The organism is Salinisphaera sp. S4-8, assembly GCF_040361235.1.
Lineage (GTDB): Bacteria > Pseudomonadota > Gammaproteobacteria > Nevskiales > Salinisphaeraceae > Salinisphaera.
Window position 1 is genome coordinate 414,873 of record NZ_APNF01000001.1, and the last position, 15,000, is coordinate 429,872.

Here is a 15,000-nt window from a genome sequence, read left to right on the forward strand (position 1 = left end):
GCAATAAAAGCCACGCGCGTACGCAGGCGGCGCGGTTGGAGCTCAGCGCGGCGCGCCCGCGAGCGTGGCACTGTCGGCAATCACCGCCCCGGCTGCGCGCATGGCCTCGATCGCAGCCTCGGTGTCGCCGGGCTGCATATCCACACCGCGCACGCCGTCGCGCACGAGCGTGACCGCAAACCCTTCGGCCAGCGCATCCAGGACCGTGAACTTCACACACACATCGGCGGCCAAGCCGAGCACCACCAGATGATCGATACCGCGTGCCTTCAAATGCGCGCCAAGCCCGGTGGCATTGCGATGGTGGTTGTCGTAGAAGGCCGAATAACTATCCAGGCGCCGGTCCATGCCCTTGCGCACGACATGATCGATGCCAGCGATATCCAGCGCCGAGGCAAAGCCTGCGCCGGGTTGGCCCTGGACACAATGCGCCGGCCACAGAATTTGTTCGTAGCCGTCGAGTTCGATCACCTCGAACGGCGCGCGCCCGGGATGTTCGGCCGCGAACGACAGATGCTGCGGCGGGTGCCAGTCCTGACTGGCCACCACATACTCGAATGCCGGCATCAAGGCGTTGGCCACCGGTACCACGGCATCGCCGTCGGCAACGGCAAGCGCGCCACCGGGCAGGAAATCGTTCTGTATATCAACGAGTAGAAGCGCCTCGGTCATATCGATCTCACTCGGCCATCTTGCCGGATCGGCTCGGCCGCGGGTTATCGCGTCGCGCCAGCCAGTCGCGCAGCGCATCGGTGGATTCTTCGAGATAGCGGTCGATCAGCGCAGGATAATTGGCACGCGCGGCGAAGTAGGCAAACTGCTCGCCCGCATGGGCACGTACGTCCGCTAGCGCCGGTGCCGATCCTACCCGCTGGCCGTTTTGTACCACCGGCGCCAACAGATCGATATGCGGCGCGTTGGCCTCGAACTGGTGACACTGGGGGCCGCAGGTACCGGCCCAGGCGGTGCTCGGCGCGGCCTCGTCGAACAGCAGATCGGCGCTGGGCTCACCGTTGCGGGTGAACCGGCGTACCTGATGCACACCGGGGCGGGTGAGCTTTCCCGGCGTATCGGAGAGCTTCATTCGATACGACCAGGTCCCGCGATCGCTACGAATCGCGCCGAGTTTGTAGACACCGTCGAGCGCGGCATCCGGCTGGGCAGTCGTCAGACGCGTGCCCACACCCCAGAGCACGATGGGCGCGCCTTCGCGCTTGAGCTCGGCGATGACGTTTTCATCCAGACTGGAGCTGGCCGCGATGCGGACGTTCTCGAAACCGGCCGCGTCGAGCATGCGCCGCGCAGTCTTCGACAATTCGGCCAGATCGCCGGAATCCAGCCGGATACCGGCCATTTCATGACCGTTTTCGCGCAGTTTCTCGCCAGCCCGAATCGCGTTTTCGATCCCTTCTATCGTGTTGTAGGTATCCACGAGAAATACGCAGTTGTCCGGCAGCGCCCGGGCATAGGTATCGAAGGCATCGATCTCGTCGTCGAAGGCCATGACCCAGCCGTGGGCATGGGTGCCGGAAACCGGGATACCGAACAGCTGCCCGGCGAGTACGTTCGATGTACCCGCACAGCCGCCGATATACGCCGCGCGTGCCGCCGACACGCCGCCGTCGATGCCCTGGGCCTTGCGCAGCCCGAAATCGAGCACCGGGTCGCCGCCGGCCGCATGCGCGATACGTGCGGCCTTGGTCGCGACCAGGGTGGGGAAATTCATCATGTTCAACAGCGCGCTTTCCAGCAGCTGCGCCTGCAGGATCGGCGCGCGCACCCGCAGCATCGGCTGATGCGCGAACACGGCGGTGCCTTCCGGCACGGCATGAATATCGCCGGTAAAACGCAGATCGCCCAGATAATCGAGAAAGCCGCGCTCGAACAGCGGGTTGCCGGCGTTGTCCTCGAGCGTGGCCAGATAGGCGATATCGGCCTCGGTGAACGCCATCTGGGTGACGTATTCGACCGCCGTTTCCAGCCCGCAGGCGATGGCAAAGCCGTTGTCGAACGGCGCCTCGCGAAAGAACAGATGAAATACCGCCTCGCGCTCGCTGGAGCCGTTATGCCAGTGGGCATAGGCCATCGTCAGCTGATAGAGATCGGTCAGCAGCGCGGGCGCGCGGCCGTAGAGTTGCCCCAGCAAGGACATAGACAAAAGCGCAGGAATGATCCGGGTAGAATGCGAACGTTGGCCGCGAGTTTCAACTCGCCGTCGCCACGCGTACTTGCGCAGCGACGCCGGCCGCCGCAAGCTCGGCGCCATGGACAGGCAGACATCCAAGGACGCCCAGCGCCGCGCCCGCCAACCCGCGCACGAGAAAAAGCGCGGAAAACGGCCACCGTCCCTGGGCAAGCGACTCCTCAGAACGCTATCGCAGTGGGCGATGGCCGGCTATATCTGGCTGTTGCGCCTGACCTGTCGTATCGACATCGTCGCCGGCCGCGAACACCTCGAAGACACGCTCACGCGCGCGACCCCGGTGGTGCCCTGCGCCTGGCACCAACGGCTGGTGCCGAGCGGTTTGTTCCTGCGCTCACTGGTCGCGCGCGGCATGCATGTGGGTTTTCTGATCAGCCCGTCGCGCGAAGGCGAGTTCATGTCACGGGTGGCCCGCAATCATCGGGTCGAACCCATCCGCGGCTCCTCCAGTCGCACCGGGCGCGAAGCGATGCAGGCCCTGGTGGAAGCGGTAGCACACGGTATATCGCCGATGATGTACGGCGACGGCCCGCGCGGGCCCGCACGCGTATTCAAGACCGGCGCCGTGATTCTTGCCAGCCGTACCGGCGCGCCGCTGTTTCTGGTGGGCGCGGCGGCCAGCCGCTACTGGGAGGTCAAATCGTGGGATCGAATGCACGTGCCCAAACCGTTCTGCCGGTTTAAAATCGCGGTGGGCGAGCCGTGGCCGATCGGCCAACTGCACGCAAAACACGAAGCCGAAGACATCGCCGAACAACTCGGCCAGCGGCTCGATTCGCTTTGCGAGGTTGCCCACAACGCCGATTGAGCCGGTATGAAAATGGCTGATTTTCGGGCTGAGGGCATACCTCGGTATGCGCCGCGCCTTGAAGCCGCAACGGCCATCCCCATGACCCATCGCTATGTGTCGACGTTTATTTTTCCATGACGCTGGAAACGGCTGACCCCGTCAGCTTTTTTGATGCCGGATCATTAATAACAAGCCCAGTCATAAGCACAGGAACATGTCGGGTCTATGAGTGAAGACAGTCAGGATCGGCCAAGCTGGCAACACCGGCTGACCATGCGTGTCGCTGTGCCCCTACTGCGGTTGTTGGCGCGCGCGCTGCTGGCCAGCTGTCGTCTGCGCCATGTCGAAGGCGATACGCATCTGACACAGGCAATCGATAGTGGGCGCGCGTTTCTGCCCTGCTGCTGGCATCAGCGCTTGAGCGTGAGCGTGGGTTATCTGCTGCGTGCTCGCGCGCGCGGACTGCGGCCGGGCTTTCTGGTATCGCCCTCGCGCGACGGCGAGATCGTGGCCGGCGTAGTCGACGGCATGGGCGCCGAGATCATCCGCGGCTCGGCCACGCGCACCGGCGCACGCGCCATGCGCGATTTGTATACCGTGATGAAGACCGGCGTCTGCCCGATCATCCACCCGGACGGCCCGCACGGGCCGGGCTTTGTCGCCAAACCCGGTACGCTCATGCTCGCCCAGATGACCCAGGCCGTGATGCTGCCGATGGCGTTTTCGGCCGATCGCTACTGGCAGCTCGGCTCCTGGGATCGACTGATCATTCCCAAGCCGTTCGCACGCGTGGCCATCGTCATCGGCGAACCCATGGCCGTGGCCCGCGGCGACGATATCAACGCCGCGGCCCAGACGCTCAGTGCGCACCTGGATGCGCTCACGCGCGAGGCCGACCGACTGACCGGCGCCAGCCCGCGGCCACCCAGGAAGATGGGCCCACCGGCAGACAATCCTCCGCCCCCGAACACCGCTGCATAACCCGTTGCGACTCGCGTTCGAGTCCTCGAACGCGTGGCGACAAGGCCTGCGCGCGCCGCGCCTGCCTCATGGGCGGATCCAGCTCGGCAACGCCGTTACGGCGCCTTTTAGGCCGAACCCGTTAAACGCCGCCGGCGCGACCACGAGCGATTGTTCAGAGCGCCCCCTAGGCAGGCGCCACTTCGTCCTGCAGATAGGCCGCCAGGGCGTTGATGGTCGGATATTCGAACAGATCGGTCATCTCCAGCCGGTCCGGCCAGCGGTTTTCGATGCCTTCGTGGATCTGGGCCAGTTCGAGCGACGACAGCCCGATTTCGAACAGGTCGTCATCGACACCGATATCCCGGCCGGGCACGACCTCCTCGCAGATGCGCGTGAGTTCGGCCGTAATATCGTTACTGGCGGGCGCCGGTTGTTCGGCCTCGTCGCTGGCGAGCAGCGTATCGAGCCGGGCAGCAATCTCGTCGAATTCGCCCTCGGCATACTGGCGTGCCAGCAATGCGCGCTGCAGCTTGCCGCTGGTGGTCTTGGGCATGCGCGAGATCGGCAGGACGCGCGTCGCCACAAGGCCCGCGCGCTGATTGAGTGCACCGCGCAGCGTGCGCGCGATCTCGGCGAAATCCTCGAGATGCCCACGAAAGACCACGAACAACACCAGCGCCTGCTCGGTCGTGCTCGGCGCCTGTACGCCGGCCGCGGCGAGCTTGTTGAGTTCTGCGCCGGGCAGATCCTGTAGCAGTGCCTCGATATCCTGCGGATAGTGGTTCTGGCCGTTGACGAAGATGATCTCCTTGGCGCGACCGGTAATCACGAGCTCACCGTCGTGACAGAAACCCAGATCGCCGGTATCCAGCCAGCCGTCGCCCATGAGTGCGCCCGCGTTGGCCTGGGGATTATCGTGATAGCCGGCGGTCACGTTGGCACCGCGAATCCAGACCCGGCCCACTACGCCATCGCCCACGGCCTGGCCGTTGTCATCTGCCAGCCGGACTTCGGTGGCCGCGACCGGCGTACCCAGACACACGAGTTCGAGTGCGTGCACGCCGTCGTCGTAGCGCACCGTATCGCCCACGCCCAGCTCGCCGCGCGCAACCGACACGGTACGCAGACCCCGACCAGGCGCCGGGAACGTGGCCGCCAGGCTGGCTTCGGCCAGGCCGTACACCGCGAACATGGTTTCGCCAGCCAGACCGGTGGGCGCGAGCGTATCGAGAAATTCGCGCACCAGCGCCGGCGCAATCGGCTCGGCGCCGTTATAGATCAGACGCACGCGGGACAGATCGAGCTCGGGCCGGCCCTTGGCCGCGATTGCCCGCAGGGTGTGGCGATAGCCGAAGTTCGGCGAGCACAGCAGCGTGGCCCGTGTTTCGGCCGCTTTTTCCAGCCAGAGCAGGGGCCGACGTGCAAACAGATCCGGCGTCATCAGGTGATGCGCAAAGCCGTTGTAGACCAGCGTCAGGTGAAAGCCGATCAGGCCCATATCATGGGTCAAGGGCATCCAGGACAGCGCAATCTCGTCGGCCCCGAACCGTGAGCCGCTGCTGATCGCCTGAATATTGGCCAGTACGTTGGCATGGCTGAGCACCACGCCCTTGGGATCGCCGGTCGAGCCGGAGGAGAACTGGATGAACGCCGTATCCTGCGCATCGAGCACCGGGCGCTCAGCCGGCTGATCCGCCGCCGGGGGCTCGTCCGAGAAGGCCGTATCGGCCAGCCGCGCGGCGGCGTCGGCTTCACCGCGCTGTTCGAGAAAATCGCGCACGCGCTCGATATGCTTTGGCGCCGCCACGATCCGCGGCTCGTCCAGATGGCGCCATACCCGCACCAGCTTTTCGAGCTGGGCCGGGGTCGCGCCCGCCGCGATCGGCACCGGCACGATCGCGCCGTAGATCGCTCCCCAGAAGAATTGCAGAAAGCGCATGTTGTCTTCGACGAACAGGATCAGATGATCGCCGCGACGCATGCCCTGCTGTTGCAGCACCGCGAGCCGGCCCTCGGCCGATTTCGACAGCATGCGGTAGTTCAGACCGCGCTCGTCGTGGGCACCGTCGATGAATACGATGCCATTCGGCGAGTCGATTTGTGCATCAAGCGCGTCGGCAAGCGTACGAATACCGGACATAAGCAGACCTCTAGGACGATTTCTTATCGCGCGTGCCAGCGAATCGGCACGCCGTCGCCGGGGCGCAGATTGATCCGCGCCTCCAGCGTGGGGGGATGGGCGCCGGCATAAACCGGCGTAAAACGGCGCAGCATCGTGATCAGATGCACACGCATTTCCGTCATTGCCAGATGCTCGCCCACGCAATGGCGCGGGCCGGCGGCAAACGGAATATAGGCAAAACGCGGCGCGGCCGGGCGCTCGGCCAGAAAACGCTCGGGCATAAACCGATCCGGCGTATGCCAGTGCTCCCGATCGCGGTGCAGCACGTAGGGGCTGATGAATATCTGATCGCCGGCCGCGATCTCGTAGTCGCCAAGCGTGTCGTGCGCGATCGCGCGCCGCGACAACAGCCAACCCGGCGGATACAGGCGCAGCGTTTCGTGGATAAGGGCATCGATGAAGCGCAGCCGATGACTGGCGTGATCCGCGAGAGCGGCCAATTCATCGTCGCCCAGATCCGGGCCCAGCGCATCGACCTCGGCCTGCGCCCGCGCACAAAGGTGCGGATGGGTCGCGATCTCGTACCAGGCCCAGGCCAGCGCACTGGCGGTGGTTTCATGCCCGGCCACGATCAGGGTCAAAACCTCGTCGACGAGCTGGCGCCGGCTCATGCCCGCGCCGTCGCGATCGCGTGCCGCGAGCAGATGACCGAGAAAGTCGAAAGATACGTCCGCGCCGCGGGTGCGCGCATCAGCGCGGTGATCGATGACCGATTCCACGACCTTGCCCAGGCGATGAAAGCGCGCGGCAAAACGTAGATCACGGGTCGCCTCTTCGCTGAGCAGCGAAAACGGGTTGCTCGCCCCATCGACCAGGCTTTGATAATCCGCCCCGAAGATCGATTTAAGTACGATCACCAGCGTGAGTTCGCTGATATGGGCGGCCACGTCGACCGGCGTATCGGGCGGCACGTCGGCCTGCCAGCGCTCGGCCAACGCCCTGTTCTCCGCCGCGATCATGGTATTGAAATCGGCCAGACGCCGCGGCTTGAACGCAGGCTGGAGCATGCGCCGCTGGCGCGCCCAGAAATCGCCCTCGCTGACCATGATGCCCTCGCCCAGTAGCAGGCGAACGCGATCCAGACCCATGCCCTTGGCATAGTTGCCCGCGCGCCGCACCATGATCTGCTGCACCAGTGCCGGGTCGTGAATCACCCAGTACGGCGAACGCGCCTGGGGCGCCGGTATGCGATAGACCGGGCCGTAGACCTCGTGCCAACGCACGAGCATGCGCCGGGTCGCTTCATCGGGGGCCACATCGAATTCGACGCTCGGGCCGGCTACGTCGGCGGCACAGACGATATCGGATAGGCTGCTGGACATCGGGCAACGCCCCACTCGGAACGCAGCCCCTATCTCCTCGAAAAGCGTGGGCTACGCGGTTAACAAAACGAACCAGTTATTTTTTATGGTACGTGTATTCTACATCTTTATAAGCGAAAAAGATCAACTCGCCTTCGCCCGGCAGGCCGGCGATACCGATCCGCCCGCCTATCGCGAACGCTTGCAACGCATGGCCGATACCGGGGCGCGCACTCGTACCCGTGCTGGTTTGTGGTTATTACAGCAATTACTGGGGGCCGCGGGCTATCCGGGCAATTGCCTAGCGCGTATCGGTTTCAGTGCCAGCGGCCAGCCGCAGATCGCCGGCGCGCCTGCCTTCAGTATTTCGCATAGCGATACGCTCGTGGCCTGTGCGCTATGCGATCACGCGCATATCGGCCTGGACGTGGAACGCCGACGCCTGCGCGACATGCAACGCATGGCCCGTCTGCTCGACGGCGACGAACGCCGGCGTGTCGAACACGCGCCGCTGGCGTTTTTCGACTACTGGTGCGCACGCGAAGCCACGGTCAAGGCCAGCGGCCGGGTAGGACTCAAACGTATCCGCGCGCTCGAGCTCAACGGCGATCGCGCCCGCCTGGACGAGCGCGACTGGTATCTGCAGGCAATCGAGCTGGACGCCGACTATGCCGCCTGTCTGGCGAGCGATGGCCCGATCGGGACGCTGGAGCTACGCGAATTCAGCCTGGCCGATGCAGAAAATACAGACCGGCAAAGATCTTGGGATCGATAAGCAGGCCCTCGGCTTCACGCGCAGCCAGCCACTGCTCGACCTCGGCCAGCGGGACCGCATGCGGAATGATGTCTTCGCTGGCATCGCCGCCCCCGGCATCGATCCGGGTCAGATCGAAAGCACGATAGAAGCTCAGGGTTTCGTTGGCCAGGCCCGCGCTGGGCGGGCCAGCGGTCAAGAACGCCATGCGCGCCGGCCGGTAGCCGGTTTCTTCCTCGAGTTCGCGCGCGCCGGCGATCTCCATAGCCTCGTTCTCGGCGCCGGGCACATCGCCAACCAGACCGGCCGGCAGTTCGATCACATGCTTTTGCAGCGGCAGGCGCGGCTGTTCGACGAGCAGCAATTCATTAGCGTCGGTTACCGCCACGATCACCACCGCGCCACGGGCGTTGGCGCGCTCGACGTACTCCCAGTGGTCGCGGCGTTTCAAACGCAGGAACTCGCCTTCATGCAGGGTGCGATCGGCAGACATAGCGGCTTTCGGCCTCGAACGACAAAGCCGCTAGTCTAACCTGCTTGCCAGACGCGTCAGGCTACGCGCAGCGGTTGCACGTTGCTGGGTTTGATCGTGTCCTTGATATCGTTCCAGTAGACGATTTCCATGCGCCCGTCGAAATGCTCGACCAGCGCGCTCGCCGACTCCACCCAGTCGCCCGAGTTGTAATAGCGCACGCCTTCGATGGTCTTCATCTCGGCGTGGTGGATATGGCCACAGACCACGCCATCGAAACCGCGGCGCCGACATTCGTGGGCCACTGCCTTTTCGAATTCGCTGATGAAGTTCACCGCCGACTTGACCTTGTGCTTGGCATAGGCCGACAACGAAAAGTACGGATAGCCCAGCCGCGCGCGCGCATTGTTGAAGTAGCGGTTCACGCGCAGCAACGTGACGTATGCCACATCGCCGATACGCGCCACCCAGCGATGATACCGGGTGACCACGTCGAACAGATCGCCATGAATGACGAACAGCTTGCGGTTGTCGGCGGTGACATGCACGGCATCGTTGACGATCTGGATATTGCCCATGCGCAGCTCGTAATCGACGAACTTGCGCAGGAAATCATCATGATTGCCGGTCACGTAGTAAACCTGCGTACCGCGCCGGGACTTGGTCAGAATCCGACGGATGACATTGGTATGTTCCTGCGGCCAGAAAAAGGTCGAACGCAGCCGCCAGCCATCGATGATATCGCCGACCAGATAGAGTTTTTCGCACTCGCAGTGCTTGAGAAACGCCGATACCGCTTCAGCCTGGCTACCCGCGGTTCCCAGGTGCACGTCGGAAATGAACACGCTGCGATAGCGTAGTGGCTGGCGTTGCTTGCTGTCTTTTGGCATGGCCTGTCCCGTAACGGTTTCGCCATGCAGGCTAGAACGGCCAAATCACGCGGCGATGACGCTTTGATTGCGTTTTCATGACAACCGCGGGGCGCGCCGCGCCCGACGCTTTTGCTAAGCTTCGCCGCACGAGTCCACCCGGCTGCGCCGTAGCGGTCTGGCCCCTTTCGACGACAAGACAGCACATGACAACGACACCACACCGGGTTCTCATCGTGGGCAACGGCGGGCGCGAGCATGCGCTGGCCTACAAGATCGCGGCCTCGCCGCGCGTCGAGCGGGTGTTTGTCGCGCCGGGCAACGCCGGCACCGCGCGCATGGCCGATGTCGAGAATGTCGCGATCGCGGCCACCGATATCGACGCGCTGCGCGATTTCGCCCGCGATCAGGCGATTTCGCTGACCGTCATCGGCCCGGAGGCGCCGTTGGCCGCGGGCATCGTCGATGTCTTCGAACAGGCCGGTCTGGCCTGCTTCGGCCCCCGACAGGGCGCCGCGCAGCTGGAAGCCAGCAAGGCCTTTTCCAAGGATTTTCTGGCCCGCCATGCAATCCCGACCGCCGACTACGCGGTATTCAGCGATTACGACGAAGCCGCAGCCTATATCCACAACGTCGGCGCGCCGATCGTGGTCAAGGCCGACGGCCTGGCGGCCGGCAAGGGCGTGTATCTGGCCGACAGCGAAGAAGCGGCCTTGGCGGCGGCGCGCGACATGCTCGAAGACAATGCCTTCGGCGATTCCGGCGCACGGATCGTGGTCGAACAGTTTCTGGTTGGCGAGGAAGCCAGCTTCATCGCGCTGGTCGACGGCGAAAACATCCTGCCCCTGGCCAGCTCCCAGGACCACAAGGCCGCCTTCGATGGCGATACCGGCCCGAACACCGGTGGCATGGGCGCCTATTCGCCAGCGCCGGTGATGACCGATACGGTCTTCGAACGAGTCATGCGCGATGTCATTCGTCCGACCGTGGCGGGTATGGCCGCCGACGGTAATGCGTTTACCGGCTTTCTGTATGCCGGGCTGATGATCGACGAGGCGGGCGATGCGCGCGTGCTCGAATTCAACGTCCGCCTGGGGGATCCGGAAACCCAGCCGATACTCATGCGCCTGCAAAGCGATCTGGTGGACCTGATCGAGGCCGCGCTGGACGCCCGCCTCGACCAGATCGAAGCCGAATGGGACCCGCGCGCCGCGCTCGGCGTGGTCATGGCCGCCGGCGGCTATCCCGGCGCCTATGCCAAGGGCGACGAGATCGGCGGCCTGGATGCGGCCGAGGCCACGGGCGCCCGCGTATTTCATGCCGGCACCCGCCTGGCCGATAACGATCGTGTAGTAACAGACGGCGGGCGCGTGCTGTGTGTCTGCGCACTCGGCGACGACGTTGCCCAGGCCCAGGCGCGCGCCTATGCTGGGGTCGAAAAAATAAGCTGGCCCAAGGCGATGTATCGTCGCGATATCGGGCATCGCGCGATTTCACGTACGCCCACGTCCGTTTGAATCATTATTTTAAAACCCTGCCCGTCCGCGATCTGACTGTCTCAAGGAATATAGCGATGAAAACGACTCGTCTCGTGAGCCGTATGTGCCTGTTGTGTGTGTTGTTCACCATGACCGCCGCCAGCCAGGCCGCCAGCGACAAGACCATTTACGGATGGGTCGAAAAGGCACAGCTGGTTCCCTGGGGCGTGACCGTCAAGGCCAAGCTCGATACCGGTGCCCTGACCTCGTCGATGCATGCCACGGATATCGAGAAGTTCGAAAAGGACGATGAAAGCTGGGTGCGCTTTACCACGCGCGTCGAAGATCAGCGCACCGAAGAGATGGTCGAGAAGAAATTCGAGCGTCCGCTCTATCGCGAGCTCGAGGTCACCGGCGCGGGCGGCAGCGACCAGCGCCCTGTCGTGCTGCTCGACGTGTGCATGAACAACACCATCTACGAAGAACAGTTTTCGCTGCGTGATCGCGGCGACATGATCTACCCGATGCTGCTGGGCCGGCGCACGATTCGGCATCTCGGGCTGATCGATGTCAGCAAGAGCTTTCTCAACGACCCCGAGTGTGATCACGATTCGAAAGTCGTCGAACACAAGAACGAATCGGATTCCGACGACTGACGAGCGGCTAAGTGAAAGACTTCCATCTGAAGATGCTGGCGCTGTTTCTCAGCGTCGTGGCCATCGGCGTGTGCTATTACAAGACCGAACGTCTGGGCGTGCCGCTGACCCCGCAGTCCAGTGCCCAGGTCTGGACCGCCGAGGCCACCGTACGCTTCAACGGTCAGAATCGGTCGGCCAAGATCAATCTTGCCGTGCCGCGCACGCCGCCCGGTTTTTCCGTGCTCGACGAGAACTTCATTTCGGCCGGCTACGGGCTGGCCACCGACGATGTCGGCGCGAATCGCGTGGTGCAATGGGCGGCACGCAATCTCAGCGGCCCACAGACGCTCTACTACCGCGTGGTGCTGACCGAAGATGCCTCCGCGCATCGCGATCGCACCCAGCCCACGCCGAGCTACCCGGATATTCCCGAGTATTCGGACCCGGAACGCGCGGCCGTGTTCACGCTGCTCGACAGCGTACGCTCACGCTCGGCGGATACCGCCTCCTTCGCCCACGAGCTGCTGCGTCGCTTCAACGACCCTACCCCCGAGGCCGAGGTGAAGGTTCTGCGCGACGAGTCGGCGAATGCCGTGGCCCAGGTCGAGCAGATACGTCATATCCTCGCCGGCGCGCGTATTCCCTCGCGTATCGCCCATGTGCTGCCGCTGTCGGGCAGCCTGCGCCATGGCAGCCTCACACCCTGGCTCGAGGTCTATAACGGCGAACGCTGGCTGGCGTTCAATCCGCGTACCGGCGCGGCGGGCTTTCCGGCCGATGCGCTGGTCTGGTATTCCGGCGACATGCCGCTGGTCGAGGTCGAAGGCGCGGACGATGCCAGCGTCCAGTTCTCGGCCCTGCGCACCTCGCGTGATGTCATGGGCCTGGCGCAGCAGCGCGCCCGGCTGATCAACTCCGATGTGCTCGAATATTCGTTGCTGTCGCTGCCCATCGCCACCCAGAACACTTACAAGATTCTGCTGACCGTGCCGCTCGGCGCGCTGGTGGTGGTGCTGCTACGCAACTTTATCGGCCTGCGCACCTTCGGCACCTTCATGCCAGTGCTGATCGCCCTGGCCTTTCGTGAAACCGAGCTGGTGTGGGGCTGTATTCTGTTTACCGTGCTCGTGGCACTGGGGCTGATCGTTCGTTTCTATCTGGAGCGACTCAAGCTGTTGCTGGTGCCGAGACTGGCGTCGATGCTCACCATCGTGATCCTGCTCATGGCGGGTGTTTCGATCATCAGCCACAAGCTCGGCATGGAGCACGGGCTGTCGATCGCGCTGTTCCCGATGGTGATTCTGGCGATGACCATCGAGCGCATGTCGATCGTCTGGGACGAAAACGGGCCCAAGGACGCCCTGCTTTCGGGGCTGGGCAGTCTGGCCGTGGCAGCGGTGGGCTTTCTGGTGATGACCAATCCGCTGGCCGAGTATCTGGCGTTCGTATTCCCCGAGCTTCTACTGCTGGTGCTTGCATTCACCCTGCTGGCCGGACGCTATACCGGCTACCGTGTCTCCGAGCTGTGGCGCTTCCGCGCCGCGGCCCGTGCGATCAGCAACAAGCAATGAGCAGTATCGGCCGGGGTTGGCGAAGCCGGTTGCGCCTGCTGCGGCGCAACCCGCCGTTTCGCATGCCGTCCACGCTCAAGGCGCTGGGTATTCTCGGCATGAACGAGCGTAACGGCGACTACATCAGTATCTACAACAAGCGCAAGTACTATCCGCTGGTCGACGACAAGCTCAAGACCAAGCAGCTGGCCCTGGAAGCCGGCATCGCCACACCCGAACTCTACGGGGTGATCGAGATCGAGCACCAGGTGCGCGATCTGGATACGATTCTGGGCGATCGCCAGGATTTCGTGATCAAGCCGGCCCAGGGCTCCGGCGGCAGCGGGATCATGGTCATCGGCGGTCGGCGCGGCAATCAGTTTCTGCGCTCGTCGGGCGTGAGTGTGTCGCGCGGCGAACTCGAGCACTTCATCTCCAATGTGCTCTCGGGCATGTACAGCCTGGGCGGCCTGCCCGACAAGGCGATCATCGAGTACCGCGTGAAACCGCATGCGGTATTCGATGCAGTGAGTTTTCAGGGCGTGCCCGATATTCGCACCATCGTGTTCCGCGGCATCCCGGTGGCCAGCATGGTGCGCCTGCCGACCCGCCAGTCGGACGGCAAGGCCAATCTGCATCAGGGCGCGATCGGCGCCGGCATCGACCTGGCCAGCGGGCGCACGGTCGACGGCGTGTGGTTCAACAGCGTGCTGGATTCACATCCGGATTCGGGCAATGTCGTGCGCGGCATTCAGGTGCCGGACTGGCAGCTGCTGCTGGAACTGGCCGCGCGCTCTTACGATCTCACCCAGCTCGGCTATCTGGGCGTGGATGTGGTGCTCGATGCCGAACACGGGCCACTGGTGCTCGAATACAACGCGCGGCCGGGGCTGAACATCCAGCTCGCCAACCAGATGGGCCTGCGCCATCGTCTGGAAAAGGTGCGGGCCCTGGAGAGCGTGCCCGAATCCGCCGCCGAGCGCGTGGCCCTGGGCCAGCGCCTGTTCGGCGAAAGCTGAGCTACGAGCCCGCCCCAACCCGTGCTAGCCGGCCGGTCACCCGGCATTACACGCATACAGGCCTCGCGCTATCGGCCGCGAGGCCCACGAAAACAGCTCGGGCGCGCTTGTATGCGTCGCGGCGCAAAAAAAACGCCGCTGGCGGCTCAACCGGCCTTGTTGCGGGCGTGGATGAAGGTCCAGTAGCCGAATGCGTTAACCGGGCGCTGTTCGACGACGTCGAGATCGGCCATCTTGAGGAACTCGTCCAACGGAAACGACGGCCGGAAACCCACCAGTTTCGACAGCGGCGACACCATGCGTTCCAGCGAGGCCATCGCGCCCTTGCCCTGGCTGAAATGGTTAACAATAAACAGATCACCACCGGGCTTGCAGACGCGCTTCATCTCTTCGACGACTTTCTTCGGATCCGGCGCGACGGAAACCACGTACATCGCCACGACCTTGTCGAAGCTGTTGTCGGCGTATTCGAGCGCCTGCGCGTCCATGAGCGCCAGCGAGATGCGATCGGCATTGCCATTGACCCGCGCCTTGGCGTATTCGAGCATCTCGGGCGAGACATCGATACCCACGACTTCGACATCGTCGGCGTAGTGATCGAGCGAAAGCCCGGTACCGACGCCAACCTCGAGCACACGATCGCCTGCCCGACAGTCCATCTTGCGCACCGCCACTTCGCGTCCCTGTTCGAAGACCGGGCCGAAAAAACGGTCGTATTGCCGTGACAGGCGGCGATACGCGGTGACGACGGATTTTTCATCCATGAAATAGGTTCCCGTAA

At 63.9% G+C, this 15,000-nt stretch carries 14 protein-coding genes; 7 read left to right on the forward strand and 7 right to left on the reverse strand.

Annotated features, from left to right (window positions below; translation table 11 throughout):
• Positions 1-42: 42 nt before the first annotated feature.
• Together pncA and S4A8_RS01955 are read right to left on the reverse strand one after the other, a co-directional pair.
• A complete protein-coding gene (gene pncA, locus S4A8_RS01950; RefSeq protein WP_353218820.1) occupies positions 43-672 on the reverse strand; it encodes a bifunctional nicotinamidase/pyrazinamidase in 630 nt (209 codons plus the stop codon).
• A gap of 7 nt (positions 673-679) precedes the next feature.
• Positions 680-2,152: a nicotinate phosphoribosyltransferase gene (locus tag S4A8_RS01955; protein WP_353218821.1), complete on the reverse strand. Its 1,473-nt coding sequence runs from the start codon at positions 2,150-2,152 to the stop codon at positions 680-682.
• A gap of 112 nt (positions 2,153-2,264) precedes the next feature.
• Here S4A8_RS01955 and S4A8_RS01960 point away from each other — a divergent pair, with 112 nt between their 5' ends.
• A complete protein-coding gene (locus S4A8_RS01960; RefSeq protein WP_353218822.1) occupies positions 2,265-3,011 on the forward strand; it encodes a lysophospholipid acyltransferase family protein in 747 nt (248 codons plus the stop codon).
• A gap of 207 nt (positions 3,012-3,218) precedes the next feature.
• Positions 3,219-3,974: a lysophospholipid acyltransferase family protein gene (locus S4A8_RS01965; RefSeq protein WP_353218823.1), complete on the forward strand. Its 756-nt coding sequence runs from the start codon at positions 3,219-3,221 to the stop codon at positions 3,972-3,974.
• 166 nt (positions 3,975-4,140) lie between these two features.
• On the opposite strand, the gene S4A8_RS01970 is transcribed toward S4A8_RS01965, so the two are convergent.
• Complete coding sequence (locus S4A8_RS01970; protein WP_353218824.1) at positions 4,141-6,096, reverse strand: non-ribosomal peptide synthetase; 1,956 nt, start codon at positions 6,094-6,096, stop codon at positions 4,141-4,143.
• Positions 6,097-6,119: 23 nt separating this feature from the next.
• Positions 6,120-7,460: a cytochrome P450 gene (locus tag S4A8_RS01975; protein ID WP_353178731.1), complete on the reverse strand. Its 1,341-nt coding sequence runs from the start codon at positions 7,458-7,460 to the stop codon at positions 6,120-6,122.
• An 85-nt stretch (positions 7,461-7,545) separates the two neighbouring features.
• Between S4A8_RS01975 and S4A8_RS01980 the strand changes: the two genes are divergently transcribed.
• Positions 7,546-8,214: a 4'-phosphopantetheinyl transferase family protein gene (locus tag S4A8_RS01980; protein ID WP_353178732.1), complete on the forward strand. Its 669-nt coding sequence runs from the start codon at positions 7,546-7,548 to the stop codon at positions 8,212-8,214.
• Here S4A8_RS01980 and S4A8_RS01985 read toward each other — a convergent pair.
• Both S4A8_RS01985 and S4A8_RS01990 read right to left on the reverse strand, forming a co-directional pair.
• Positions 8,162-8,686, reverse strand: a complete 525-nt coding sequence (locus tag S4A8_RS01985; RefSeq protein WP_353178734.1) for an NUDIX hydrolase — start codon at positions 8,684-8,686, stop codon at positions 8,162-8,164. The two genes, S4A8_RS01980 and S4A8_RS01985, sit on opposite strands and share 53 nt — an antisense overlap.
• A gap of 56 nt (positions 8,687-8,742) precedes the next feature.
• Entirely contained in the window at positions 8,743-9,555 is an 813-nt protein-coding gene (locus S4A8_RS01990) for a UDP-2,3-diacylglucosamine diphosphatase (RefSeq protein ID WP_353178735.1), read from the reverse strand.
• Between the two features lie 185 nt (positions 9,556-9,740).
• Here S4A8_RS01990 and purD point away from each other — a divergent pair, with 185 nt between their 5' ends.
• Genes purD through S4A8_RS02010 form a run of 4 tightly spaced genes read left to right on the forward strand, consistent with a single transcriptional unit; the run spans position 9,741 to position 14,219 of the window.
• Positions 9,741-11,051 carry a phosphoribosylamine--glycine ligase gene (purD, locus tag S4A8_RS01995; RefSeq protein ID WP_353218825.1) on the forward strand — a complete coding sequence of 437 codons (1,311 nt, stop codon included), beginning with the start codon at positions 9,741-9,743 and terminating at the stop codon, positions 11,049-11,051.
• A gap of 56 nt (positions 11,052-11,107) precedes the next feature.
• Positions 11,108-11,668: a retropepsin-like aspartic peptidase RloA3 gene (rloA3, locus tag S4A8_RS02000; protein ID WP_502950687.1), complete on the forward strand. Its 561-nt coding sequence runs from the start codon at positions 11,108-11,110 to the stop codon at positions 11,666-11,668.
• A gap of 11 nt (positions 11,669-11,679) precedes the next feature.
• A complete protein-coding gene (locus tag S4A8_RS02005; protein ID WP_353178738.1) occupies positions 11,680-13,221 on the forward strand; it encodes an inactive transglutaminase family protein in 1,542 nt (513 codons plus the stop codon).
• Positions 13,218-14,219, forward strand: coding sequence for an alpha-L-glutamate ligase-like protein (locus tag S4A8_RS02010; RefSeq protein ID WP_353178740.1), 1,002 nt, complete (start codon positions 13,218-13,220; stop codon positions 14,217-14,219). Before S4A8_RS02005 ends, S4A8_RS02010 begins: the two co-directional genes overlap by 4 nt.
• Before the next feature lie 146 nt (positions 14,220-14,365).
• Here S4A8_RS02010 and S4A8_RS02015 read toward each other — a convergent pair whose 3' ends face one another.
• On the reverse strand, positions 14,366-14,983 hold the full coding sequence (locus S4A8_RS02015) for a class I SAM-dependent methyltransferase (RefSeq protein WP_353178742.1): 618 nt from the start codon (positions 14,981-14,983) through the stop codon (positions 14,366-14,368).
• Between the last annotated feature and the right edge of the window lie 17 nt (positions 14,984-15,000).

Excerpts from the sequence above, each read along its gene's own strand:
- S4A8_RS01965 (WP_353218823.1), top strand. The coding sequence starts at position 3,219 with ATGAGTGAAGACAGTCAGGATCGGCCAAGCTGGCAACACCGGCTGACC.
- S4A8_RS01980 (WP_353178732.1), top strand. The coding sequence starts at position 7,546 with ATGGTACGTGTATTCTACATCTTTATAAGCGAAAAAGATCAACTCGCC.
- S4A8_RS01990 (WP_353178735.1), bottom strand. The coding sequence starts at position 9,555 with ATGCCAAAAGACAGCAAGCAACGCCAGCCACTACGCTATCGCAGCGTG.
- purD (WP_353218825.1), top strand. The coding sequence starts at position 9,741 with ATGACAACGACACCACACCGGGTTCTCATCGTGGGCAACGGCGGGCGC.
- S4A8_RS01975 (WP_353178731.1), bottom strand. The coding sequence starts at position 7,460 with ATGTCCAGCAGCCTATCCGATATCGTCTGTGCCGCCGACGTAGCCGGC.
- pncA (WP_353218820.1), bottom strand. The coding sequence starts at position 672 with ATGACCGAGGCGCTTCTACTCGTTGATATACAGAACGATTTCCTGCCC.
- rloA3 (WP_502950687.1), top strand. The coding sequence starts at position 11,108 with ATGAAAACGACTCGTCTCGTGAGCCGTATGTGCCTGTTGTGTGTGTTG.
- S4A8_RS01985 (WP_353178734.1), bottom strand. The coding sequence starts at position 8,686 with ATGTCTGCCGATCGCACCCTGCATGAAGGCGAGTTCCTGCGTTTGAAA.
- S4A8_RS01960 (WP_353218822.1), top strand. The coding sequence starts at position 2,265 with ATGGACAGGCAGACATCCAAGGACGCCCAGCGCCGCGCCCGCCAACCC.
- S4A8_RS01955 (WP_353218821.1), bottom strand. The coding sequence starts at position 2,152 with ATGTCCTTGCTGGGGCAACTCTACGGCCGCGCGCCCGCGCTGCTGACC.
- S4A8_RS01970 (WP_353218824.1), bottom strand. The coding sequence starts at position 6,096 with ATGTCCGGTATTCGTACGCTTGCCGACGCGCTTGATGCACAAATCGAC.
- S4A8_RS02015 (WP_353178742.1), bottom strand. The coding sequence starts at position 14,983 with ATGGATGAAAAATCCGTCGTCACCGCGTATCGCCGCCTGTCACGGCAA.
- S4A8_RS02010 (WP_353178740.1), top strand. The coding sequence starts at position 13,218 with ATGAGCAGTATCGGCCGGGGTTGGCGAAGCCGGTTGCGCCTGCTGCGG.